This is a genomic window from Lysinibacillus sp. BS3, assembly GCF_039614735.1.
Lineage (GTDB): Bacteria > Bacillota > Bacilli > Bacillales_A > Planococcaceae > Lysinibacillus > Lysinibacillus capsici.
The window spans coordinates 4,612,167-4,634,084 of the sequence record NZ_CP154860.1 but is presented as its reverse complement, the minus strand read 5'-3'; the positions used below and the strand labels follow the sequence as shown (position 1 = coordinate 4,634,084).

Genomic DNA, 21,918 nt, shown 5'->3' with positions numbered 1-21,918 from the left:
GAAATGATTATGAAAAGGTAAGACCTTGCTCTTCAAACCATTGAATTTTTTCCCGTACATTGACAACCTCGCCAACAACAATCATAGAAGGGTTATGGTACCCTTCACGCTCAATGATGCTGGCTATCTCATCTAGCGGCCCTGTAATCGTGCGTTGCTGAGCAGTTGTTCCCCACTCAATGACCGCTACTGGCGTTGTTGCCTTCCGTCCATTTTCGATTAATTTGCGAGCAATGTAGGCAATATTACCAACGCTCATATAAAAGGCAACGGTATCTATACCCGTAGCTAAAGCGGGCCAATTCAAAAAATCTTGTCCTTTTTCTTCACGACCATGTCCAGTTACAAGGGCAAAGCTTGTCGCGAAGTCTCTATGTGTAACTGGAATTCCTGCGTATGCAGGAGCTGCAATTCCTGCTGTAATCCCCGGAACGATTTCATAGGCAATGCCATGATTTTTTAATATTTCAGCTTCCTCCGCGCCACGTCCAAAAACAAAGGGATCGCCACCTTTTAGGCGTGTAACAATTTTACCTTCTTGTGCTTTTTCAACGAGTAATGCATTTATTTCCTCTTGAATGAGATGATGCTTCCCAGGTAATTTGCCACAATAAACTAGCTCCGCATCCTTTTTTGCAAAATCAAGCAATTTAGGATTTACAAGACGGTCATAAGCAATTACATCAGACTTTTGAATACATTCCAGTCCATACACAGTAATGAGCTTCGGATCACCAGGACCTGCTCCCACGATATATACGATTCCATCCTTCATTGCGTTGCTCCCATCAATAGTTGTTGTAAATATGCTTCTCGTCGATCGATCTCACCATGACGTGTCCATTCAAGGATGTTTGGCTCTAGCAATGCTTGTAATGCCGCACGTCTTTGTGGACCTTTATCATACTTAGCAGCAATCATTAATCGAGCTTGCTGTAAAAAGCATACATAGTCATCATAAGCATCATCGAATTGCTCTTCTAAATCTGCTTTAATCTTGCGGGCTAGACTTGGGCTTGCTCCCGATGTCGAAACAGTTACCACCAATGGACCACGGCGAACAGTAGCAGGCGTAATAAAATCACTTTCACTTTGTTTATCTGTTCGGTTGATTAATTGCCAATGCTGTGCTGCTTCTTGAACGGCTTCGTTAACTGCTGTCACATTCGTTGCAGCGATAATGAGAATGGCGTCATCTAAATCACGAGGTTCAAATTCCTTTTGCTTCCAAGTAATTTGCCCTGACTCTGCAAGTGACTGTAATGTGTTATGTAAGGTTGGACTGACAATCACGATGTTTGCCTTTGCTGGTAACAGGGATGCTACCTTCTGCGTTGCCACGTGACCCCCGCCTACAATCACAACTGTTTTATATTCTAGATTGATATGAATAGGAAAATAATTAGTCATTACTTTTCACCTTCTTACAAGCTGTTAACCAATTGTCAACTAGCTTTGGGTTTGATACAAAATGGAAATGAGTATAGCCAGCCACTAAATTTCCTTCTTGATAGCCTTCTTTCTTTTTGCCAAAACGACCAATTGTTTCATAGGCTGCTGTATTGTGAGAACCACTATATTTGGAATAATGGAACTCATGGCCCTTCGCTTGTTCCTCAGCACCAATTAAGAAATTATCGGCTGTGCCAAAAATTTCACGATAACCAAGTGCTGCTAGTTTTGTTTGCATCGCCACTTCTCCAGGAATTACCCCTACCATGTCATAGCGGTCGCCATGGCTATTTGTAATGGCCTCTGTTAAATACATAAAGCCCCCACACTCAGCTAATGTTGGAAGACCTTCAGCAATGACTTGACGAATAGAGTCTTTAACGACTGTATTGGTAGCAAGTGACTCTGCAAATTCCTCAGGAAAGCCACCACCAATATACAAGCCATCTGCTTCAGCTGGTACAGGCTCATTCGCAAGCGGTGAGAAAAACTGTAGTGTCGCACCTTTCGCACGTAACAAAGCCAAGTTTTCTTCATAATAAAAATTAAAAGCTGCATCTCTTGCAACTGCTATACAAATATTTCGTGAAGGCTCCTCCCTAAATAAATGGCCTGATTCTTGCAAGATAGGAGCCTTTGTTAAATGTATTAATTGATCCAAATCAATCGTTTCCGCAATCAGGTTCCCTAGTTTATCAAAAAATGAATCTAGCTCTCCTCTTTCAATAGCAGGTACTAACCCTAAATGACGACTCGGGATATCGATCCCTTCCTCACGCTTTAGGTAGCCAATAACAGGTATGCCGCATTCTTGTTCAATAGCTGCCTTCGCAATTTCGTAATGACCGACACTACCAACCTGGTTCGCAATAACACCAACGATATTCGGCTTATCTGATAGTAATTGGAAGCCTTTCACAACTGCTGCTACGCTACGCGCCATGCTAGCACAATTAACAATTAAAATAACAGGACTCTCTGTCACTACGCTAATATCAGCAGCAGACCCAGCGTCAGATAAAGGGCTTTTACCGTCATAAAAGCCCATCACACCTTCAATAATAGATACATCTGCATCTATACTTGCACGTGCCACAATATCACGGACTGCTTCGTGTGAAAACATCCAGCTATCAATATTACGTGATACTCTGCCCGTTACAGCTGTATGATAGGTTGGGTCGATATAATCAGGACCGCATTTAAAGCCCTGCACCACGTTCCCTTTGTTTTGAAGTGCCTTCATCAGTCCAATGGTAAAAGTAGTTTTGCCTACACCACTACCCGTACCAGCTAGTACAAAGCGATTTGTTTGCATGGACTTCCTCCTTAAAATAGGTATCTAGCAACTGAAATCGTAGCATTACCCGATTTTTTCTTCTCTAATAGAAGTGATGGAACCTGTGCATAGCGCATAGCTGCTGGTTCACTCACTCCGTATGCACCTGTATATTTAAAGACTGTTTCAGAGGGTGATGGAAATTCGATTTCATTTAATTCATCCGGTGTATACGTAACGAACTCCCAATCATATTTCTTCGTAATCTCTAAGAAACATTGCTCATCTTTCTTCAAATCAATCGTGCATAAGGCTTTCACACTTTTTTTCGAAAGCTTTAGCTCTGCCAAGGTTTCATCGATTACTTGTTCAATTTCCTCTAAAGATGTACCACGGTTACAGCCCATTCCTAGCACAATGGATTTTGGGCGATAAATAACACCGTTTTCTAGAAGAACCTCTTCTTCAGGTTCAATGATTCGATCTGTTATTAATAATGTGGCATGGGGAGTAGCTTGGATGGCTGCCTGTGTTGATGGATAGATTTTAATTTGCTCTGGCATCGGTGTATCACGCATCCACCAATCACGTTCGCCTGTTTCCTGTACAATGGCTACATGTTCCTCATTTACAACAGATGCACTAACTGGTGTCAATTTATCCGCACTATCCCATACCCAGCCAAAGCGGGCTCCAAATAAATCAACTGGAATCGTCTTTTGTACATCAGAAGCCGTTGTAATAATCGGATTTGCACCAAGTGCAGCTGCCACCTCGTGTGTTAGCTCATTGGCACCACCTAAATGCCCTGATAATACGCTAATAACATTTTCCCCTCGATCATCAATCACCACAACACCTGGGTCTGTCTTTTTATCCTTTAAAATCGGCGCAATCATTCGTACAACTGCCCCTAGTGAAATAATTAAAATCAACCCTTTATATTGCTTAAATAGTGTTGGCAATAGCAGGCGCACTGTTCCTGTAAATAGTTGAATATGCTTTTCTTCTTCATCGCCTTGTTCAAATTTACTCATATAATATAAATCACTTGCTGCAAAGGTTTGCTGCAGACGACGTCCTATTTGGACACCATGCTTCGTAATGGCTACAACGGCATAAGGATTACGTTGATCAACCTCTGGTAACACACCCTCTTGTAACTCAATCACTTGTCTTCACACCTTTTCTAAAGCCGTGTGTAAAGCTTGCATCATATAACTTCGAACGATATTGATCTTTATCATGAATGTTCGGGTCTAATGCCCAGCCCGCTAAAATCATCGCATGCTTACGAATACCATTCACACGCATCGCTTCATCTAATTCGATTAAAGTTGTTCGTACGATTTTTTGATCGGGCCATGAAGCTCGTTGAATAACTGCTACAGGCGTGTCATCAGCCCAACCAGCACTTTGTAGCTCTTTGACAATTTTTTTCGTCAGCGTTGCACTAAGGAATAAGGCAATTGTACAATGATGGCTCGCTAAATCACGCAGCTTTTCAAATTCTGGTACAGGTGTGCGCCCCTCTGCACGTGTTAGAATAAGGGTTTGTGTTAGATCAGGAATTGTTAGCTCAGCTCCGATTGCAGCGGCCGATGCAAATACAGAGCTAACTCCTGGAATTACTTCATACCCAATGCCTTCCTTTTTTAATAGCGCAACTTGCTCCATAATGGCACCATACATCGCTGGATCACCTGTATGCATACGTGCCACTGTTTTACCAGCATTGACTCGGTCCACCATCACAGCAACCATTTCCTCCAAATGCATACCAGCTGTACGAATGACCTCCGCATCTGGTCTAGCTTTCGCAATAAGGTCCTCACTCACTAAAGAATCTGTATACATGACAACGTCCGCTGTTTGTAACATATGTAAACCTTTGACTGTAATTAAATCCGGATCACCAGGACCAGCGCCGACAATATAGATTTTTTTCATTATTTACGCACCACCATTAATGTTAAATATTCTAAATCGACCCCATCCAACTCACGCACATCCCAAATGATTTCTTCATCAGATGTTACCTTTGTCACCACGGATGCTTTATCTAATAAATCTAAATCGCGTAGCACTTCAAGCATTAAATCAATCACTTTCGCCACTTTAATAAAAACAACAGCATCATGTGTTTCAATCGCTTCACGCATAGCTTCGTAATTGTCATACGCAGGAATAATCGCAACACGATCATCACCATCCGCTAACGCAATGCCTAAGCGTGATGCAGAGCCATTAAACGAAGAAATTCCTGGTACCGTGCGAATTTCGACATCTGGATGCTTGTCCTGCATTAGCTTCATCATATGAATAAACGTACTATACAATAAAGGATCGCCCTCTGTAACAAAGGCTACATCTTTGCCTGCTTGTAATTTTTCGTAGACAAGTTCTACTGACTTTGTCCATTCACGTTCTAGAACAGCCTCATCTTTCGTCATTGGGAATACAAGACCAAGCATATCTTTTTCTTCTGGATTAATATACACATCTACAATACGATGGGCATAGCTTTTACTGCCTTTTAGCTTTTTTGGGTAAGCAATAACAGGTGATTCCTGAATCACTCGAAATGCCTTTACTGTAATTAATTCTGGATCGCCAGGACCAACGCCCAAGCCATATAAAATTCCTAGATTACTCATGATTTTCTTCCTTTCGATAAGCGGAAATAATGTATATTGGATTTAATGGAACAAAGCGTGTCATATCTAAAATTGGTTTACTGCGTGCCAGCTGAGCCTGTAAAATGTCAACAGCAAAACCACAAGCTTTAAATGCCTCAACAGCTTTATATAAATTTTCAATAGTCGCCGCATTTAAGACAATGCGCCCATTTTGCTTTAAACGCTGACAGCATAATTGCAGTAACTCAACCATTTCACCACCAGTGCCCCCGATGAAAATGGCATCAGGGTCTGGAAAGTTGTCTAAACCCTCTGGTGCTTTACTATGGATAGCAGTTATATCGACTCGAAATTTTTGTTGATTTTGAAGACAGTTTTCTAAATCAGGGGCATTTTTTTCTACAGCAAAAACTTGTCCCTCAGGAGCAAGCTTACCTGCCTCAATAGCCATGGATCCCGTACATGTGCCAATATCCCAAATAATGCTATCCCGTTGAAGCTGCATGGCTTGCAAACTTAAAACTCGAATTTCTTTCTTCGTAATAAGTCCTTTATCTGGCTTTCGTTGTGAAAATTCCTCATCATCAATCCCAAGTGTGTAGCGTTTCGGTGCTATTGTTTGTTTTAAAACCACGACATTTAAAGGAGAAAAATGAGTAACTTCCATTTCATCGAGCGAGTACCAGCCACTTTTTTCGTTGTCGCCCTGTAAATTTTCGGCTACAAACGCACGATATTCCGTCATACCAAAATACTTTAAATATCGAGCAAGAGCATTCGGACTATTCTCTACATCTGTTAAAAGTGCTACTTTCTTTTTGCCATCAATTCGCTGTGCCAAGCCCTTCATTGGTCGTCCATGAATACTCGTTACGTAAGCATCCTGCCAGCTCTCTCCCATTTTCGCAAAGGCCAGCTGGACAGAGCTCATATAGGGATAAACCTCTATTTGTAGCTTTTTGGCTAAATAGCCTCCGATGCCATAAAATAATGGATCTCCAGATGCAAGAATCACAGTATTTCTTGTTTCTTCAGACAATCTTTCAACAAGTGTTGAAAGACCTCCTTTTATCAAGATTTTTTCACCCATAAAGTCTGGGAAAAAATCAAGTACTCGCTCACCACCAACAAGTACCTCACAGTCTTCAATCCACTGAAGGTATTGGGGTAATAAGCTTGCTAATCCGTTATCCCCGATCCCAATCAACTTCATCGATCGATGCAATGTCATCAGCCCTTCCTAATAATTGTCCCTGCATCGAATAGATCGATGTGGAAAGCGTTAAACCGCCCTTAATATGATGGATAGAGGAATAGCAGCAAGCCTCACATAAACGATGGAAGAACGCATCATAGCCCTTCTCCATCATCATCTCACCTACTTGTGAAGCTGTATTTGCCTCCAGAACTTGTGCTATCGTTTCTCTATCTGCCCCTATATCCTTTGCCAGTTGTGCTAAAAAATTAAAATCGATTGGTGCACTTTTGGAATGCACCATCATGACTCCTTGTGCGACTTTAGAAAATTTCCCCATCATCCCAACGAGTGAAACTTGTTTGATGCCTAGACGCTTACAATGCTTTAATGTAAAACCTACAAAGTCACCCATTTCAATAAACGCTTCTTCTGCTAGATGTGGGTATTGTTTCATCGCAAACTTCTCACTTCGTCCACCTGTTGTCACCACTAAATGCTCACAGCCAGCCTCTTTCGCTACACTGATGGCTTGGACAATACTGGCCATATAAGCAGAACTCGAAAAAGGCACGACGGTTCCCCTTGTGCCTAAGATTGAGATGCCCCCAAGTATACCGAGTCGTCCATTTAACGTTTTTTTAGCAATCTCCTCACCCTTAGGTACAGAAATCACCACATTCACGCCTCGTGTAATGTGAAATTCGTCCAACACACCTTGGACCGTGCTATAAATCATTTTACGAGGTACAGGATTAATGGCTGCCTCTCCGACAGGCACTGGCAAGCCAGGCTTTGTGACACGCCCGACGCCAATACCTCCATCTAAATGAATCCCAGGTGTATCTGCCCAGCTCACTGTGCCAACGATGAGTGCCTGATGGGTCGCATCAGGATCATCACCAGCATCTTTAATCGTCTCACAGCTGACAGCATTTTCTTCAAATATGCATTTTTCAATTGTAAAGGTTGCATCTCGACCAATAGGTAAATGAATCGTACTTGTCTCTTGCTCCTCCTTAGTAATAAGGGCAAGCAGTGCAGCCTTTGATACAGCAGTTGCACAGGCTCCCGTCGTATAACCGTGACGCATGTCCTTGGGGTCCTTTTTTGGCTTCCGCTCCATTATTTTTTCGCCTGTTCGTCCGCTAAAAGTGAGATGGCATTTAAAGCAGCAACCGTCACTGTACTACCGCCTTTACGACCAACATTTGTAATGTATGGAATCCCTTCTAGTTTAAGCAGCTCTTCTTTTGACTCAGCTGCTGACACAAAACCAACAGGCATACCGATAATTAAATCTGGTTTTGCTAGCCCTTCTTTAATTAATCGAATCAATTCCAGCAATGCAGTTGGTGCATTACCAATGGCATAAATACCACCTTCATGTAATTTTGATGCCTTTTGCATCGAAATAATGGCACGTGTTGTATTTTGTTTTTTCGCTTCTATTGATACATCTTCATCCGCAATATAGCAATGCAAATCACCACCATGTTTTTGGAAACGCTTTTTACCAGAGCCACTTTCAATCATTTGCACATCTGCAATGACATGACGTCCTGCAAGAATAGACTTGATACCCGCTTCAATAGCACCTGGTGTAATGATGACACTACGACCTAGCTCGAAATCAGCTGAGGCATGGATAATGCGACGTACAACTTTCCATTCATCTTCTGAGAAGTCATGCTCGCCCATTTCCTCTGCAATAATAGAGAAACTGTAATCGTAAATTTTATCTGGGTCTACCGTTAATGGTTTAAAATCTGTTTTAAAATCCATGGAAAATGCCTCCTAAATTGTATGTTCAACAGCCTGTAATACTTCTTCAAATGTTGAATATTGTTGGCCGTACTGTATATTTGGTCGTGCAATAAGAATCGTTTCAATCTGGCATGCGAGAGCTGCCTCTAGCTTCTCATCAACTGAGCCCACTTTACCGCTTTCCTTGGTAATCATCAATGTCACTCCGTATTGACGAAATAGAGCTTCATTTAATTCCTTTGAAAACGGACCTTGAATAGCCACAATATCTCGCTGCGCCACGCCAAGTGCCTCACATTTTTCCATATTATCCAGTCGTGGAAGCATACGAGCGATTACTCTTGTGTTTTCTAAGCCCTGTAAAACCCTTGTAAATGTAGCGAGTGTTTTACTACCTGTCGTTAGCATAATGACACCGCGTTTTTCTGCAGCTAGCTGAGCTGCCTCCTCATAATCCTTTACAACAGTAATCAAAGGATGGGCATAATGTTCATGAGCTCTTTCATAGCGAATATAAGGAATCTTTGCCTGCTTTGCCGCTGCCATCGCATTTTTAGAGGCTTCCTCCGCAAATGGATGAGAAGCATCTACCACCAATTGATAGCCCTGCTCTGTCATGATGGTCGCCATTTCCTCAGCTGTCAGTCTACCGATTAAATGTGGCAGGCCAACGTCAGCAAGACTAGAGGCTGCCGACTCAGTGACGACCGTAGCGGTTACCGCATAACCTGCACGTTGTAATGCTAGGGCTAGATCCCTTGCATCACTTGTCCCTGCTAACATGAAAATCATTTTACCGGCTCCTCTTCATGATGATGGTGATGGTCATGCCCATGATCGTGATCGTGATGGTCGTGATGATGATGCGCATGTCCATGATCGTGATCGTGATCATGATGGTGATGATGATGTGCATGTCCATGTACTGCCGCATAGGCGCGATAATCTTCTAGATCTTGCATACCTGTTGATGTACCGTTGATTGCCTGTTCAATACGCTCTAATAAAACATTTTGTAACCGTACATGGTAGCCAAAATAGTTAGCAATTTGAATATCACAATCTGGATAAAGTTCATTAAACTTCTCACACATGCCATGCATGCGTTCCATCAAAATGCCTGTGAATAAAAAGTATGGTAACATGATGATTTTTTTTGCACCTAGTTTGACACAACGTTCAATTCCTTCTTCAACTCGTGGATCTGTGACACCCATAAAAGCACTTTCTACGTATTTTACAGGTAGTTTTTCCCATAAAAGTCGCGTGATTTTATAAAAATCACCATTAGCAGATGGATCACTGCCACCTCGTGCAATCAATAAAATCGCTGTGTCTTCCTGCTCTTGTTCTGAATTAAAGCCAATTTCAGCTAGGCGATCTTGTAAAATGGCAAAGATTTCATCATGGATACCAATTGTTTGACCATATGTGAAGGTAATCGTTGGATAATGCTCACGCGCATGCTCGATTTCCGCTGGAATATGCAGTTTTGAATGGCCTGCATGCAGTAAAATGATTGGAATTACATGTACCTCTGTAGCTCCCTTTTTCACACAGTTTGTAATACCTTCTTCGATGTTAGGTGAAGCAAATTCAAGGAAACAAGTTTCCACTAAAAATTGTTCATCAATACGAGGTGTCATTTGTTCGATAAATGTACGAACCTCATCATTTCCTGCTGCTAAACGGCTCCCATGGCCGACAAATAAAATAGCTTTCATCTCTCTACTCCTTACTAGTCGCCGCACGGAGCTGGCTCTACTTTTATTTTGGAAGACATATCTTGATACGTAAAATGCAGTATCTTTTTCACACGTTTAAAATATTTAAACAAGCGTTCATTTGGATGAGCATTTGCTTTATATTCTTCAATAATATCTGTAATGAGTGGAATCAGCTGCTCAGGCTCCAGCCCTTCTACAACAGGCTGTGCTGCGTGTGCTGTACGACCGACTGGTTTTGCTCCAATAAAGACATCGAATTTACTTTTGCGGTAGACAATGCCAATATCATCAAATACAGCCCGATAACAGGCCATCCCACAGCCATTAAAGCCAATATTTAATGTCTTCGGTAAGGACATACCGCCTAGTTTTTCTTGTATTTCCTCTGCATATGGTATTGAATCAGCCTTTTCACCGTAGCAAAAATCACAAGCCTTCAGTGATAACACATCACCAATCGGGGCTAATAAAAACCCTACTTTCTGTAATTTCTCTGTGATCTGTTCAGGGGCAGTCGTTGGTATTTTCAAATGAATTTGATGATCTGGTGTGTATTCCATCGTCCCCTCATCCCCAACGACCTCCGCTAACATCATCATTTGCTGGGGAGTAAAAAACTTATTGGCTACACCAGGACTTACTGCTAATTCAAAAATAGATTCTATTTTTTGCTGTACAAGCTTCGGTGTTACTTTGACTGCGCTTGTCCCTTTTACCATTGCAAGTGCCGCTGTAGCCATTTCAAGAGCTGTTTTTTTCGGCTTTGGCGTAGCGGCTATACTGGGTTTATTAAAGCGCCCTGCATTAGGGTCAGCCGTAAAGTCATTTCGCGCTGTTCCTGTCTCTTGGTTCATTGCCCAAGGTTCATTTTCTTCGCGTAAACGTTGATGTGGACGTAATGGCTGTTTCTCTTCACCCAGGGTATATTTACGTTGGTAACCGCGGGGCGTAATCATCTTATTGTCATAGAAAAATGTTGACGAATTCCCGATAATGACAGTTGTCAACATACCAATATCATGTTCTAGCATTTCTGCTAGTGTTGTCATGGTCACTTCTTGACGTTCTCGATAGGCACTTTTCACAAGCCCAACTGGTGTGTCTGGCGAACGATATTCTAAGAGTATTCGTTGAGCCTCGACAATTTGTCTTGTTCGACGTCCACTTTTAGGATTGTATAAAGCAATGACAAAGTCCGCCATTGCAGCTGCCTCGACACGCTTTGCAATTAAATTCCAAGGTGTTAGATGGTCACTCAAACTGATTGTACAAGCATCATGCATAATAGGTGCACCAAGTATGCTAGCGCATGAATTAATCGCAGAAATCCCAGGAACAATTTCAACTTCAATTCCTGTTGCTTCTGTCCAGCCTAGCTCAATTAACACCTCATAGACTAATCCTGCCATGCCATAGACGCCTGCATCACCACTCGAAATTACTGAGACGATGCTCCCTGCTTCGGCTTGACGAACGGCTTCCTGTGCACGCGACACTTCTTCTGTCATGCCTGTACTAACAATCGATTTTGCACTTACTAAATCTTGAATCAGCTCTACATAGGTTTTATAGCCTATAATCATATCACTTTGTTGTAAAGCCTCTACTGCACGTGTCGTAATATGCTTAAAATCTCCAGGTCCAAAGCCTACTACGAAAATTTTTCCTTTTTGCGCCATGTTGTTACCCCTCTTTCACCTTTTCGATCCCTTTAATGGCAGTTGTTTGAGCAGTACGCTGTAATGTACCTTCACGAAGTGTAAAGACATGTTCGTTGTATAAGGATTCATGATGTAAATCTTGTACTAGTGTTCTAGCATGCTCTGTTGATGGCACACGATACCAGTTTCCTTGAGGATAAGCGATTACCACACAAGCATCCTTGCAGCGTCCATTACAGCGCGTTCTTGTCGTATGTATTTCCTGATCGAGTGCTTGCCGCTGTATCTCATCTCGAATGGCTAAGGTAATTTCCTCCCCATCCTTTTTCATGCAGCTACTGCCATTGCAAATAAAGAGATGTGTTTTCATCCCCTCTAAATTCCAAGTTGTCATCTTCTGTCTCCCCTCATTTGCTTTTTGGAAAAAGAAAAACCTTTACTCTATAACGAAGAGTAAAGGTTTTGTAGAAGCCAAATAAAAACGAATAGAATGAAATACAGGTACTCGCTTTCGCTTCAACTTCTCCCTCCGAAAAGTTTGCATGCACAATCAAATAAGCAGGTTTCCTGACTTAAGCTTCATTTTACTGTCGCACCTTCCCAAGTTTGCACCAGTGGCTTTGCGATTTCATCAGCTATTACAGTAGCGGGGGCTGTATTGGATTTTCACCAATTTCCCTATTATCTCGAGCTATTCGAGCACTTATTGACGTTTTATATGAAATTTTTATTAGAATTTTAAATAGAAAACTGTCTTTATCATATCTTATTATTTTAAAATTTCAATATTTCTTTAAAAATTTATGACAAATTTATCAATTTTGAATGGAACTAGATATGAAATTTATATAAATCTATATAATTTGCGCACAAACTTTTATCAGAATATTCACCGTTGACCTTTAATTTTAAAAATTTTATAAAAGGTATAGCATATTTATGGAAATTCATGTTACACTTTGTCGTGAAATCTCACATTTTGAATGTTTTTCGGTGCAAAGTGTTTGTCATTTTGCTTAAAAGGGAAGCCGGTTTGAGTCCGGCGCGGTCCCGCCACTGTAATAGGGAGCTTTATAGAATATGTCACTGTCCAACGGATGGGAAGACCTATAAAGCATTGAGCTAGAGCCAGGAGACCTGCCGAAAAATAAGTGATCGTTTCAACCTACGAGGATAGGTGTGCGGCTTAGCAGATGAGACTGTTATTTGCTTTTTTAGCTATGCACTTTTCCACCAGTGGAGAAGTGCTTTTTTTAATTACGCACGCAATATTCTAAAAATCTATTAATTAGTTAGGAGGAAAGCTTTTTGAAATTATCATGGTGGAAACTTAGTTATTTTTTACTGGCCTTTTTAATCGTGCCAAAACGTGCCTTTGCCATGCATATCATGGAAGGTTTTTTACCAATCGAATGGGCTATTTTTTGGTGGGTGATCTCTATCCCATTTATCATTCTAGGATTGCGTTCTATTCGAAAAACCATTGATGAAAATCCTGAAACAAAAATGCTTTTGGGGCTTTCAGGAGCCTTTGCCTTTGTGCTATCCGCCCTAAAAATCCCTTCTGTTACAGGTAGTTGCTCTCACCCAACTGGTGTAGGACTTGGGACAGTACTCTTTGGCCCTCTAGCAATGAGTGTAATTGGAACAATCGTTTTATTATTTCAATCTTTATTATTAGCTCATGGAGGAATTACAACTTTAGGGGCTAATGCCTTTTCTATGGCTATTGTTGGTCCTTTTATTGCTTACTTTGTCTTTAAAGGGGCTCAAAAAGTAGGGTTGTCATTTTCACTAGCCATATTCTTTGCAGCTATGCTTGGTGATTTAGGTACATACATTGTGACTTCTGTACAACTAGCACTAGCCTTTCCTTCAGAGGTTGGAGGCTTTATGGCATCCTTTACAAAGTTTGCAGGTATTTTTGCCTTAACTCAAATTCCTTTAGCAGTGAGTGAAGGAATTTTAACGGTCATAGTGATGAATTTCTTGAAAAAATACAATGTTAGCGAATTAAAAACGTTACGTGTTTTCTCAACAAAGGAGGCACATTAACAGATGAAAAAAAATTTATTGTTATTAGCAATTGTTGTGTTGTTAGCCATCATTCCCTTGTTCATACAAAAAGGTGCTGAATTTGGTGGTGCTGATGGAGAAGCAGAAGCCGCTATTGGGGAAATCAATGCGGAATATGAACCATGGTTTGAAAGTCTATGGGAGCCACCAAGTGGTGAAATCGAAAGCTTATTATTCGTGCTACAGGCAGCTATAGGAGCTGGCTTTATTGGCTACTTCATCGGCTATATGCGTGGCAAACACAAAGAAGGTTAACCATTATGTTACTCATTGATAAGTATGCCTATCTGAATAAGCTAGCGTCCGTTCATCCGCTAGAAAAAATGATATTTTCACTTGGACTACTTCTCATAACGCTCATCATGAGAGATGAACGACTTTCACTCATTACATTTTTTGTAATGAGTGCTTTTATCATTTTAGGTGCAAAAATTCCGCTTGCATACTATGGCAAATTATTATTGCTACCTGGCTTTTTCTTATTAACAAGTCTCGTATCTATTTTACTTTCCTTTACATCATCAACGAATACACTCCCTGCCCATATTTGGTCGTTTACATGGAGGAATTGGACTGTCTTTATTGGGAACGCAAGTATGTTAGTAGCGCAACAGCTGTTCTTTATTGTCCTTGGCAGCATTAGTTGTTTATACTTTTTAATTCTAACCACTTCCGTACAAGGAATATGTTATGTGCTACGACAATGGCGACTCCCCTCTTTATTAGTGGAGCTCGTCGAACTAACCTATCGTTTTATTTTTATGTTTTTAGAAAGTATGCAAAATATACATCTCGCCCAGCAAGCACGTCTTGGCTATCATTCACCGATGCAATGGCTACGCTCTGTCTCCATGCTTATTGTGGCATTATTTGTGGAAATGTTTCAGCGTAGCCGAGAGCTCAACAATGCCATGCAATCACGTGGAGGCGATGCCGTCTACTGGCAAGAGATGGGCTCTTATAGCAAGAAAAATTGGCTAGGCATGGCAGCTATTTTACTAGTCCTCATCGTATACGGAGGGTATTTTACATGACAGCATTTTATTTTGAACTCAACCAATTATCTTATGCCTATGCGGATGGTACGAAGGCGTTGTCAGATATTACATTAGACATTCCAAAAGGTAAAAAAATCGCCATACTCGGGCATAATGGCGCAGGAAAATCGACTTTATTTCAACATCTTAACGGTATTTTAAAACCTACAGCTGGGACGATTGTATTCGAAGGCAACGATCTGGAATATAGTCGAAAAGCTTTAAAGGCCCTACGCCAAAAAGTCGGCATTGTTTTTCAGAATGCAGATCATCAGCTTTTTTCAGGGACCGTCAAGCAAGATATAGCATTTGGACCATTGAATCTCGGCTGGTCTACTGAAAAAACGGAAGAAAAAATAGCATGGGCCGTTGCGCAAACCGAAGTGGAAGATTTGCTTGATAAACCCATTCATTTTTTAAGCGTAGGTCAGAAAAAACGTGTAGCAATGGCAGGTGTTTTAGCGATGGAGCCCTCTGTCCTTTTGTTAGATGAACCAACAGCCGGTCTTGATAATTATTATGCTACACAAGTATTACAATACTTAGCCAAATTAGATGATGGTGAGAGAACCATTTTACTAGCAACCCATGACGTTCCTCTCGCCTATGAATGGGCAGATCTAATCATTGTTATGGAGGCTGGAAGAATTATTTATAACGGTGATCCAATCACCTTGTTTTATGAAGACGAATTGTTACATCGCGCGCATCTTGAACGTCCATGGATTTTTGAAATGGTCATAGCTTTGCAAAAAAAGAAGCTATTGCAGGAAAATATCAACATCCCTCGTTCCAAGCAGGAGCTACAACAATTAATAGAACAGATCTAAAGCTTTTAACAAGGCTTGGTTTTTTCGTTATACCTACCAAAAGTTAAAATAGCAAAGAAAAATTTTCCTCCATTACGAAACTTTTCTAATCTTTGTCCGTATTAATATAGTCGAGATTTAATTTATAACACCAAGGAGAGATAACAATTGAAAAGTTGGTATAAAAAATCAGTCGCTGTTGTAGCATCTGCTGCACTCATGGTTCCTGCTGCTTCTGCCTTTGCTGAGGCACCTCAGCATAAAGCGAAAAACATGCTGGCAAACAGTGCGAAACAAACAGAGAAGAATGAAGAAAAATGGATGAGTAAGGATACAATTGTTATCAAGCATTCAGGTCTTGATAAAAACGTACATAAAAAAATTGGCTCCAAGGTCATCCGCTCCATTCCTTCATTAGGGTATGATGTTGTACAACTAAATAAGGGCGTATCGATCGAAAAAGCCGTCTCTTACTATTTAAAGCAAAACGGAATATCAAGTGTATCTCCTAGTTACATCTATCATTCTTTTAATAAAGAAGCTGATCCTAAAAAACAAGAGATGTATCATTTAAACTTACTGCAAATGGATAAGGCACTAGAATTAGCAGGCAACCATGATGTCACAGTTGCTGTCATTGATTCTGGTGTAGATTTTAAACACCCCGATCTAAAGTCACAAGTACTCCCACCCTATAATGCAGCAGCACCTGCTAATACTACCTATTCAGGCGATCACGGAACACATGTGGCAGGTATTATCGCCGCAGCAAAAGATAATGGCGTAGGTGGGCATGGGATTAATCCGAATGCAAAGTTACTGCCAATTGATGTATTTAACGGCAAAGAAGGTGCTAATGATTTCATCATTGCACAGGGTATTCTTTATGCAATTGAGCAGGGCGTTGACGTCATTAATATGAGTCTAGGAGGCTATGGTGAATCTCCCCTGATGAAGGAAGCCGTTCAGAAGGCAATTGATAGTGGGATTACAATTGTGGCGGCCGCAGGAAATGAATCGACAGATGAATATTCCTTCCCCGCTTCTTTCGAAGGTGTCATTAGTGTTGGTTCAACAAACGAACGCAACAAACTATCAAGCTACTCCAATTACGGACCATCTGTGGATATTGTTGCACCAGGTGAAGACATTTATAGTACCGTTCATGATGCGAAGAAAGGATCATCTTTTGTCAAGTTTAGTGGAACATCCATGGCCTCTCCTGTCGTGGCAGGTATCGCCTCTCTTCTTAAATCCAAAGACCCATCTTTAAAACCGCATCAAATAGAAGCGATTTTAGAAATGACCGCACAAGATTTGGGCGAGAAAGGCTATGATCTTACTTATGGTCACGGATTAGTTGATCCTGTAAAAGCATTACAATTTGATTTAAATAAACTGCCTAAGCATTATTCAGAGACAAAGGAAGATCGTATTAAGAACGCCAAGATCCTTGCTAAAAATAAGCTAAATACAGAACAGGGTGCTTTTGAACAGCAAGACGAAAAGAAATGGTATAAAGTCGATTTAGAAGAAAATGAATATGCTCAATTAACATTAAAAGGCGCTGACAAATACGACTATGCCTTTGATTTATATTTCTACCCAAATAGCGGGATTGGTGATGTAGAGCCTATCCATGTCAATGATGTTCGCGTAGGAAAAAAAGAAGGTTATCTATTTAAAGCAGATCAAAAGGGAACGCTTGTCATTGGTGTCAAAGACCATAATGGAAGCTATAGTTTAAAAGGCAAATCTACTTACATTTTTACAGCACAAACGACGAAGGACTTGCCAATTGATACAATAGACAAGTCTACGATGGAGCCTATTAAAAAGTTCCCATATAGTACAGCAGGTAAAAACTATACATTACTGTCAAAAGATCAACAACAAGATCAAGATTACTTCACGTTCTCTGTCAAAAAACCGACGACGTTACAATTTGATCTATCGGGAATTCCAGGTGTCACTGCCTCTATGGAGCTTTATCTAAAAGATGACTTTAATCCTGTGCCACCAGAAGAAATCGATCAAGCTGAAAATGATGAAGGTGAAGAAGAAGCCTATCCAATGCAGACCGCTTATGGTACAGCAAAAGGTGAACCGGTTCGTATGATTATCGACGCTGTTCCAGATCAAGAGTACGTTTTAAGTGTATCTAATGAAAGTAATAGCGAGTTTTCTATGGAGATGTTCTTTAGTGGCGGCATCGAAAAAGAAGAAACGATCAGCGAATCGATGATCCCTTACACATTAAAAGGTGAAGTAGTTTCCCTCCCACCTGATGAGGATGGTCTACCTGTAGATGAAGCCATGATCGAAGAAAATGTTCCAGAGAGCCAATTACCGCTTATAGAAAACAACATAAAAAAACGTAATGAAATTGACAGCCTGATGAGTATGTTATTGAATCCTACGGCTTCAGGCAACCTAGAAAATGTTGACCCTATCATTAAGCAGGCAATCCGCTTTGAAATAGGTGACGATCAAAAAGCTTATTTCCAAACAGATTATGATGAGGATTATTTCTTATTTAAAGCGAAGGAAGACGCCCTTTATAGCTTCAGCTTTTTGAAAGGCATGAACCAAATGCCGACAGGTACAGTGTTTGAATATGATGAAGAAACAAAAGAATTAATTCCCGTTTCTTCCTTAACTAATGACCTTGGTATACTGGCACTACTACTTGGTTCAGCTGGTAACGAAGACGATGCAAAGGTCATACCATTGAAAAAGGACAAAACATACGTGGTAGCCGTTGTCAATGCTGGAGAACGATCTGCTGAGCCTTATACATTGAAAACAAAGAAAATAGGCGATATTCCAGCAGAGTACAATCCAAACAATCATGAGGAAGCAAAAGCGCTAAAAATTCAACCAGGTACTACTTATAGAGACCACCTGATTTATCAAGATGATGTAGATTATTATTACTATAAGCAACAAGGCAATGATGAAGTCATGAGTCTGCTTCTTTCTTCGGTTCCCTTTACAAATGAACAATTAGCTCAGCTACCTAAAGAACTACAAAAAGACTTGAAATTTGCAGGAGCTATCATCGAAGATACGAACGGCAATATGAAGATTGATGCCAAAGAAATGGAGACAGAAATTCCATTTGGCTTAGGTGATAATATTCTTGAAATGTTACTTGGAATGATGGGTACAAACGATGTAAATACATCGTTTAAGGCGAAGAAGGATCGAGGCTATTTTATTCTAGTCAACAGCATGGGGCTTGGCCAAGTATCGATTCAGCCTTATACATTAACATTGTTTGATCATAAGCATGTGGATGAAGATGCGGATTCAAAATTAGTAAATGGAGTACCTAGCAAGCCATCTGTTCTTGTGAAAAAGGATGAGAAATGGGTTGCAACGCAATATTTAAATGCAGGTATACCATTTGGTGATAAAGACTATTTTGAATGGAATAACGATCAGAAACGCGAAGTCTTCTTCTCACTCCAAACAGAAAAAGCGTTGGATGGTGTTATTCGAGTGTTAGATGCAAACGGAAAAACCGTCAAAACATTCGATCTTTACGGTGTTGGTGATGCCGAGGTTGGTACGGTGGAGCTTGATGCAGGCAAATACTATATTGAAGTAAGTGAGTTTGATGGCAAAGCTAGCACACAACCCTATACGCTTGAAATAAAATAGTTAGAATTAAAAATATCCCCTAGATCAAAACGATCTAGGGGATATTTATGATCTGAAAGAAGCATTTTCATCCAACGATGAGATTCACCACTTCGGCTTACATAAAATATTTAACATAATTACAATATTCATCTTGCTTCATTTGTAGCTTTTCATAAAGCTTACGTGCATTTACATTATCAGCCGCCGTTTGTAACGTGACATAGCGAGCATACTGTTGCTCGCAATAATGAAATACCTTTTCCATCAATGCCTTGCCCACCCCTAGGCCTCTAGCATCTTCTGTTACATAAATATCATTTAAAATATAGGCTCGCTGTAAAGCAATGGACGAAAATGTTGGATATAATTGTGTAAATCCAATTATCTTGTCATCCATCAGCGCGATAAAAATGACGGATTCTTTCAAGGCCAATCGTAATTGTAAAAATGCCTTGGCACTGCTTATATCTGACTCAATTCCATAAAATTGACGATATTCATCAAACAGTTTTGCTAAGTCCTCTAGTTCATCCATTGTTGCTTGTAGTATTTCCATTCTAGTCTCCCCTTGTGTCTACCCATGATTGTCTAGCTTTATAAAACTAGTTTTTATTATATAGGAAATACTGGTATAAAGAAAAGAATACTCCTCTCAATCCAGAAAAGATTCACTTTTATTCACCTAAATAATTGGCAACCTTCTTGACGATCTGCCTCCAATTTAATTCCTTGCGGGCAAATGCTTGAAGCTGGACACAAGTATCTGCCAATAATGATTCGTGTGCTGCAACTTGTTGCAATGTCTGACCTATCGCCTCCCAATCATGTGTAGGATGGATTGTACCAAAACGCTGTTGTTGTGTAATATCAGCAGCACCATCCACATCTGTTGTCACGATATAGCAACCATTTTTAGCTGCCTCCGCAAAGACATGGGCATAACATTCGACTAAAGACGTTAAGCAAAAAATTTTAGCCTTACGATACTCCTCTTCTAGCTGGACCTTATCAACAATAGGTCCTACCATCGTTACTTGAGCGGCAAACGGATGACTATCTAGTAATAGTCTCAGCTCTTCTTGAAATGAGACTGACATCGGCCCTACTAAACGAAGCTCCCAATCTGGCAGTTGTGCTGCTAAAAATGCCTTGACTGTCAAAATTGTTTGCTTCTCTGGTGCATCCAATCGCCCAACTGTTAGAATTCTATTTTCTTTCTCGTGAAACGGCACTGGCTCTGTGGGGAAATGTTCATAAAAACCATTGGGTATATGTTTAACATCCAATTGTGAAAAGTCTTTGATTGCTGTTTGAATAGATATGCATTCAGAGGTAAGGAGATCACAAAGCTGCAACAACTCTAAAAAATAGGGATAGGTTTTTAATCGATTTAGCCAAAATCGATTAACATCTAATTTCATATAAATTTTGCCATTTGGATTAAAATGCTTATAGGTTTTCAAAATAGCTAAATAGGATGGATAGGGTCCAATAGCAAAGGCAATGTCGATGTCCCTTGCATGCTGGGCTAAATAGGCATTCATATTCACCACATAATCATCTTCAAATGGTACAGACTCAAATTTTACAGTGGGAAAGACTTGTTGAAGTAGAGCTTCATTCATTTCTGTCGTGACAATAGTGACCTCATAGCCTAAATGTTCCCCCAACAAAATAGGCACTAGACACAAATCTTTGAAAATATGGGCATCCGAAAGTTTGTAAGATTCTACGCTACAAATAAATGCTATCCTTTTTGTCATCGTATCCCTCTTTCTAAAAAAAGCGCTCTCGCTAGTTTATGACCTCTCTTGCTAAATGTGCTTATATTAGTAAATTTTCGTCTTTCTTATGCCATATCTCTAGTAAACATAAAAATTCTATCTAAAAACACTCTCTTAAAAACATCCTAAAATAAGCAATTGCCTACAGTAGCACTACGTCTACGCATATTGTATTAAAGGATCTACTCAGTCACATGGAACAACTCTACTAATGAACATAGAATGGAGGGATCAGATGAAGATTAGTTTTTTATCACCTGCATTTAATAGCGAAGAATGGATCGTAACGATGCTTGATAGTATTCCAAAAGAATATGCCTATGAAATTATTGTGGTAGATGATGGATCTACAGACAATACGCTAGCCATTTTACAGGATTATCAGAAAAACTGTGCAGCTTTAAAAATCATCGTTCACCCAACGAATTTAGGTGCGAGTGTTGCCTACAATCGCTGCATTGCAGAAGCAACAGGAGATTATATAGCCATCATCGATAGTGATGACCACTATTTACCTGCTATTCGCAATGTACTAGCACAAGTGGATGGCACATTTGATATTTACTATTACAACATGATTATTAAAAATGGCTTTGCTTTTATTAAAGATGAATCCAACCGCTATTCCTTACCTGGGCAATTTAAGATTATCAGGAGAAGTTTAATTGGAGATGCGAAATTTACGATACGCAAAGATATTGCAGGAGATTGGGATTTTAATTGTGCCCTGATGGATAAAAATCCGACAAGTAAATATACTAACGAATTTGCTTATTGGTACAACTACCCTAGGGAGAACTCAGAATGTGACCTACATCAAAGAGGATTGAAATAATAGCATGCA

21 protein-coding genes and 2 riboswitches are annotated in these 21,918 nt (G+C 40.3%); of the genes, 6 read left to right on the top strand and 15 right to left on the bottom strand.

The window, feature by feature from the left end:
• Positions 1–7: 7 nt before the first annotated feature.
• The 13 genes from cobA to AAJG31_RS23095 are packed head-to-tail and all read right to left on the bottom strand — an operon-like array spanning position 8 to position 12,114.
• Positions 8–775: a uroporphyrinogen-III C-methyltransferase gene (gene cobA / locus AAJG31_RS23155; RefSeq protein ID WP_054549204.1), complete on the bottom strand. Its 768-nt coding sequence runs from the start codon at positions 773–775 to the stop codon at positions 8–10.
• On the bottom strand, positions 772–1,410 hold the full coding sequence (locus AAJG31_RS23150) for an NAD(P)-dependent oxidoreductase (RefSeq protein ID WP_009370253.1): 639 nt from the start codon (positions 1,408–1,410) through the stop codon (positions 772–774). Before AAJG31_RS23150 ends, cobA begins: the two co-directional genes overlap by 4 nt.
• Positions 1,403–2,770, bottom strand: coding sequence for a cobyrinate a,c-diamide synthase (locus AAJG31_RS23145; RefSeq protein ID WP_279495404.1), 1,368 nt, complete (start codon positions 2,768–2,770; stop codon positions 1,403–1,405). Before AAJG31_RS23145 ends, AAJG31_RS23150 begins: the two co-directional genes overlap by 8 nt.
• A gap of 11 nt (positions 2,771–2,781) precedes the next feature.
• Positions 2,782–3,903, bottom strand: a complete 1,122-nt coding sequence (locus AAJG31_RS23140; protein ID WP_048392350.1) for a cobalamin biosynthesis protein — start codon at positions 3,901–3,903, stop codon at positions 2,782–2,784.
• Positions 3,896–4,681: a precorrin-4 C(11)-methyltransferase gene (gene cobM, locus AAJG31_RS23135; RefSeq protein ID WP_004231312.1), complete on the bottom strand. Its 786-nt coding sequence runs from the start codon at positions 4,679–4,681 to the stop codon at positions 3,896–3,898. The genes AAJG31_RS23140 and cobM overlap by 8 nt, the downstream gene beginning before the upstream one ends.
• Positions 4,681–5,388: a precorrin-2 C(20)-methyltransferase gene (gene cobI, locus AAJG31_RS23130; RefSeq protein ID WP_004231310.1), complete on the bottom strand. Its 708-nt coding sequence runs from the start codon at positions 5,386–5,388 to the stop codon at positions 4,681–4,683. Before cobI ends, cobM begins: the two co-directional genes overlap by 1 nt.
• Positions 5,381–6,601, bottom strand: a complete 1,221-nt coding sequence (cbiE, locus tag AAJG31_RS23125; RefSeq protein WP_279495408.1) for a precorrin-6y C5,15-methyltransferase (decarboxylating) subunit CbiE — start codon at positions 6,599–6,601, stop codon at positions 5,381–5,383. The genes cobI and cbiE overlap by 8 nt, the downstream gene beginning before the upstream one ends.
• Positions 6,558–7,691, bottom strand: a complete 1,134-nt coding sequence (locus AAJG31_RS23120) for a cobalt-precorrin-5B (C(1))-methyltransferase (RefSeq protein WP_048392348.1) — start codon at positions 7,689–7,691, stop codon at positions 6,558–6,560. Before AAJG31_RS23120 ends, cbiE begins: the two co-directional genes overlap by 44 nt.
• Positions 7,691–8,350, bottom strand: coding sequence for a precorrin-8X methylmutase (locus AAJG31_RS23115; RefSeq protein WP_004231303.1), 660 nt, complete (start codon positions 8,348–8,350; stop codon positions 7,691–7,693). Before AAJG31_RS23115 ends, AAJG31_RS23120 begins: the two co-directional genes overlap by 1 nt.
• A 12-nt stretch (positions 8,351–8,362) precedes the next feature.
• Entirely contained in the window at positions 8,363–9,124 is a 762-nt protein-coding gene (cobK, locus tag AAJG31_RS23110; RefSeq protein WP_103118386.1) for a precorrin-6A reductase, read from the bottom strand.
• Positions 9,121–10,056 carry a sirohydrochlorin chelatase gene (locus tag AAJG31_RS23105; protein WP_279495412.1) on the bottom strand — a complete coding sequence of 312 codons (936 nt, stop codon included), beginning with the start codon at positions 10,054–10,056 and terminating at the stop codon, positions 9,121–9,123. Before AAJG31_RS23105 ends, cobK begins: the two co-directional genes overlap by 4 nt.
• A 14-nt stretch (positions 10,057–10,070) precedes the next feature.
• The gene (gene cobJ / locus AAJG31_RS23100) at positions 10,071–11,738 is read right to left on the bottom strand and encodes a precorrin-3B C(17)-methyltransferase (protein WP_279495413.1); all 1,668 of its coding nucleotides are present in this window, start codon (positions 11,736–11,738) and stop codon (positions 10,071–10,073) included.
• A gap of 4 nt (positions 11,739–11,742) precedes the next feature.
• Positions 11,743–12,114, bottom strand: coding sequence for a (2Fe-2S) ferredoxin domain-containing protein (locus AAJG31_RS23095; RefSeq protein WP_004231296.1), 372 nt, complete (start codon positions 12,112–12,114; stop codon positions 11,743–11,745).
• A 145-nt stretch (positions 12,115–12,259) separates the two neighbouring features.
• Positions 12,260–12,442: riboswitch (cobalamin riboswitch) on the bottom strand.
• A 252-nt stretch (positions 12,443–12,694) separates the two neighbouring features.
• Positions 12,695–12,880, top strand: a riboswitch (cobalamin riboswitch).
• Positions 12,881–13,028: 148 nt separating this feature from the next.
• Here AAJG31_RS23095 and AAJG31_RS23090 point away from each other — a divergent pair.
• The 5 genes from AAJG31_RS23090 to AAJG31_RS23070 all read left to right on the top strand — a co-directional run bounded on the left by AAJG31_RS23090 (position 13,029) and on the right by AAJG31_RS23070 (position 19,308).
• Complete coding sequence (locus tag AAJG31_RS23090; RefSeq protein WP_048392343.1) at positions 13,029–13,775, top strand: energy-coupling factor ABC transporter permease; 747 nt, start codon at positions 13,029–13,031, stop codon at positions 13,773–13,775.
• 3 nt (positions 13,776–13,778) lie between these two features.
• Entirely contained in the window at positions 13,779–14,051 is a 273-nt protein-coding gene (locus AAJG31_RS23085; RefSeq protein ID WP_009370241.1) for an energy-coupling factor ABC transporter substrate-binding protein, read from the top strand.
• A 5-nt stretch (positions 14,052–14,056) separates the two neighbouring features.
• Positions 14,057–14,830: a cobalt ECF transporter T component CbiQ gene (gene cbiQ / locus AAJG31_RS23080; protein ID WP_279495417.1), complete on the top strand. Its 774-nt coding sequence runs from the start codon at positions 14,057–14,059 to the stop codon at positions 14,828–14,830.
• The gene (locus tag AAJG31_RS23075) at positions 14,827–15,663 is read left to right on the top strand and encodes an ATP-binding cassette domain-containing protein (RefSeq protein ID WP_279495420.1); all 837 of its coding nucleotides are present in this window, start codon (positions 14,827–14,829) and stop codon (positions 15,661–15,663) included. Before cbiQ ends, AAJG31_RS23075 begins: the two co-directional genes overlap by 4 nt.
• A gap of 147 nt (positions 15,664–15,810) precedes the next feature.
• Positions 15,811–19,308 (top strand): S8 family serine peptidase, encoded by a 3,498-nt coding sequence (locus tag AAJG31_RS23070; protein WP_115673361.1) that lies wholly within the window; start codon positions 15,811–15,813, stop codon positions 19,306–19,308.
• A 97-nt stretch (positions 19,309–19,405) separates the two neighbouring features.
• Here the strand turns inward: AAJG31_RS23070 and AAJG31_RS23065 are convergent, their stop codons facing one another.
• Together AAJG31_RS23065 and AAJG31_RS23060 are read right to left on the bottom strand one after the other, a co-directional pair.
• Positions 19,406–19,846 (bottom strand): GNAT family N-acetyltransferase, encoded by a 441-nt coding sequence (locus AAJG31_RS23065; protein WP_048392339.1) that lies wholly within the window; start codon positions 19,844–19,846, stop codon positions 19,406–19,408.
• 118 nt (positions 19,847–19,964) lie between these two features.
• A complete protein-coding gene (locus AAJG31_RS23060) occupies positions 19,965–21,053 on the bottom strand; it encodes a glycosyltransferase (RefSeq protein WP_259419672.1) in 1,089 nt (362 codons plus the stop codon).
• A 256-nt stretch (positions 21,054–21,309) separates the two neighbouring features.
• On the opposite strand from AAJG31_RS23060, the gene AAJG31_RS23055 reads away from it, so the two are divergent.
• Entirely contained in the window at positions 21,310–21,909 is a 600-nt protein-coding gene (locus AAJG31_RS23055; protein ID WP_016993848.1) for a glycosyltransferase family A protein, read from the top strand.
• Positions 21,910–21,918: the final 9 nt, after the last annotated feature.

Bases quoted from the DNA above. Each gene is read 5' to 3' on its own strand.
- AAJG31_RS23060 (WP_259419672.1), bottom strand. From the start codon at position 21,053: ATGACAAAAAGGATAGCATTTATTTGTAGCGTAGAATCTTACAAACTT.
- AAJG31_RS23150 (WP_009370253.1), bottom strand. From the start codon at position 1,410: ATGACTAATTATTTTCCTATTCATATCAATCTAGAATATAAAACAGTT.
- AAJG31_RS23055 (WP_016993848.1), top strand. From the start codon at position 21,310: ATGAAGATTAGTTTTTTATCACCTGCATTTAATAGCGAAGAATGGATC.
- cbiQ (WP_279495417.1), top strand. From the start codon at position 14,057: ATGTTACTCATTGATAAGTATGCCTATCTGAATAAGCTAGCGTCCGTT.
- AAJG31_RS23075 (WP_279495420.1), top strand. From the start codon at position 14,827: ATGACAGCATTTTATTTTGAACTCAACCAATTATCTTATGCCTATGCG.
- AAJG31_RS23115 (WP_004231303.1), bottom strand. From the start codon at position 8,350: ATGGATTTTAAAACAGATTTTAAACCATTAACGGTAGACCCAGATAAA.
- cobJ (WP_279495413.1), bottom strand. From the start codon at position 11,738: ATGGCGCAAAAAGGAAAAATTTTCGTAGTAGGCTTTGGACCTGGAGAT.
- cobM (WP_004231312.1), bottom strand. From the start codon at position 4,681: ATGAAAAAAATCTATATTGTCGGCGCTGGTCCTGGTGATCCGGATTTA.
- cobK (WP_103118386.1), bottom strand. From the start codon at position 9,124: ATGATTTTCATGTTAGCAGGGACAAGTGATGCAAGGGATCTAGCCCTA.
- AAJG31_RS23105 (WP_279495412.1), bottom strand. From the start codon at position 10,056: ATGAAAGCTATTTTATTTGTCGGCCATGGGAGCCGTTTAGCAGCAGGA.
- cbiE (WP_279495408.1), bottom strand. From the start codon at position 6,601: ATGACATTGCATCGATCGATGAAGTTGATTGGGATCGGGGATAACGGA.
- cobA (WP_054549204.1), bottom strand. From the start codon at position 775: ATGAAGGATGGAATCGTATATATCGTGGGAGCAGGTCCTGGTGATCCG.
- AAJG31_RS23120 (WP_048392348.1), bottom strand. From the start codon at position 7,691: ATGGAGCGGAAGCCAAAAAAGGACCCCAAGGACATGCGTCACGGTTAT.
- AAJG31_RS23065 (WP_048392339.1), bottom strand. From the start codon at position 19,846: ATGGAAATACTACAAGCAACAATGGATGAACTAGAGGACTTAGCAAAA.
- cobI (WP_004231310.1), bottom strand. From the start codon at position 5,388: ATGAGTAATCTAGGAATTTTATATGGCTTGGGCGTTGGTCCTGGCGAT.
- AAJG31_RS23095 (WP_004231296.1), bottom strand. From the start codon at position 12,114: ATGACAACTTGGAATTTAGAGGGGATGAAAACACATCTCTTTATTTGC.
- AAJG31_RS23085 (WP_009370241.1), top strand. From the start codon at position 13,779: ATGAAAAAAAATTTATTGTTATTAGCAATTGTTGTGTTGTTAGCCATC.
- AAJG31_RS23145 (WP_279495404.1), bottom strand. From the start codon at position 2,770: ATGCAAACAAATCGCTTTGTACTAGCTGGTACGGGTAGTGGTGTAGGC.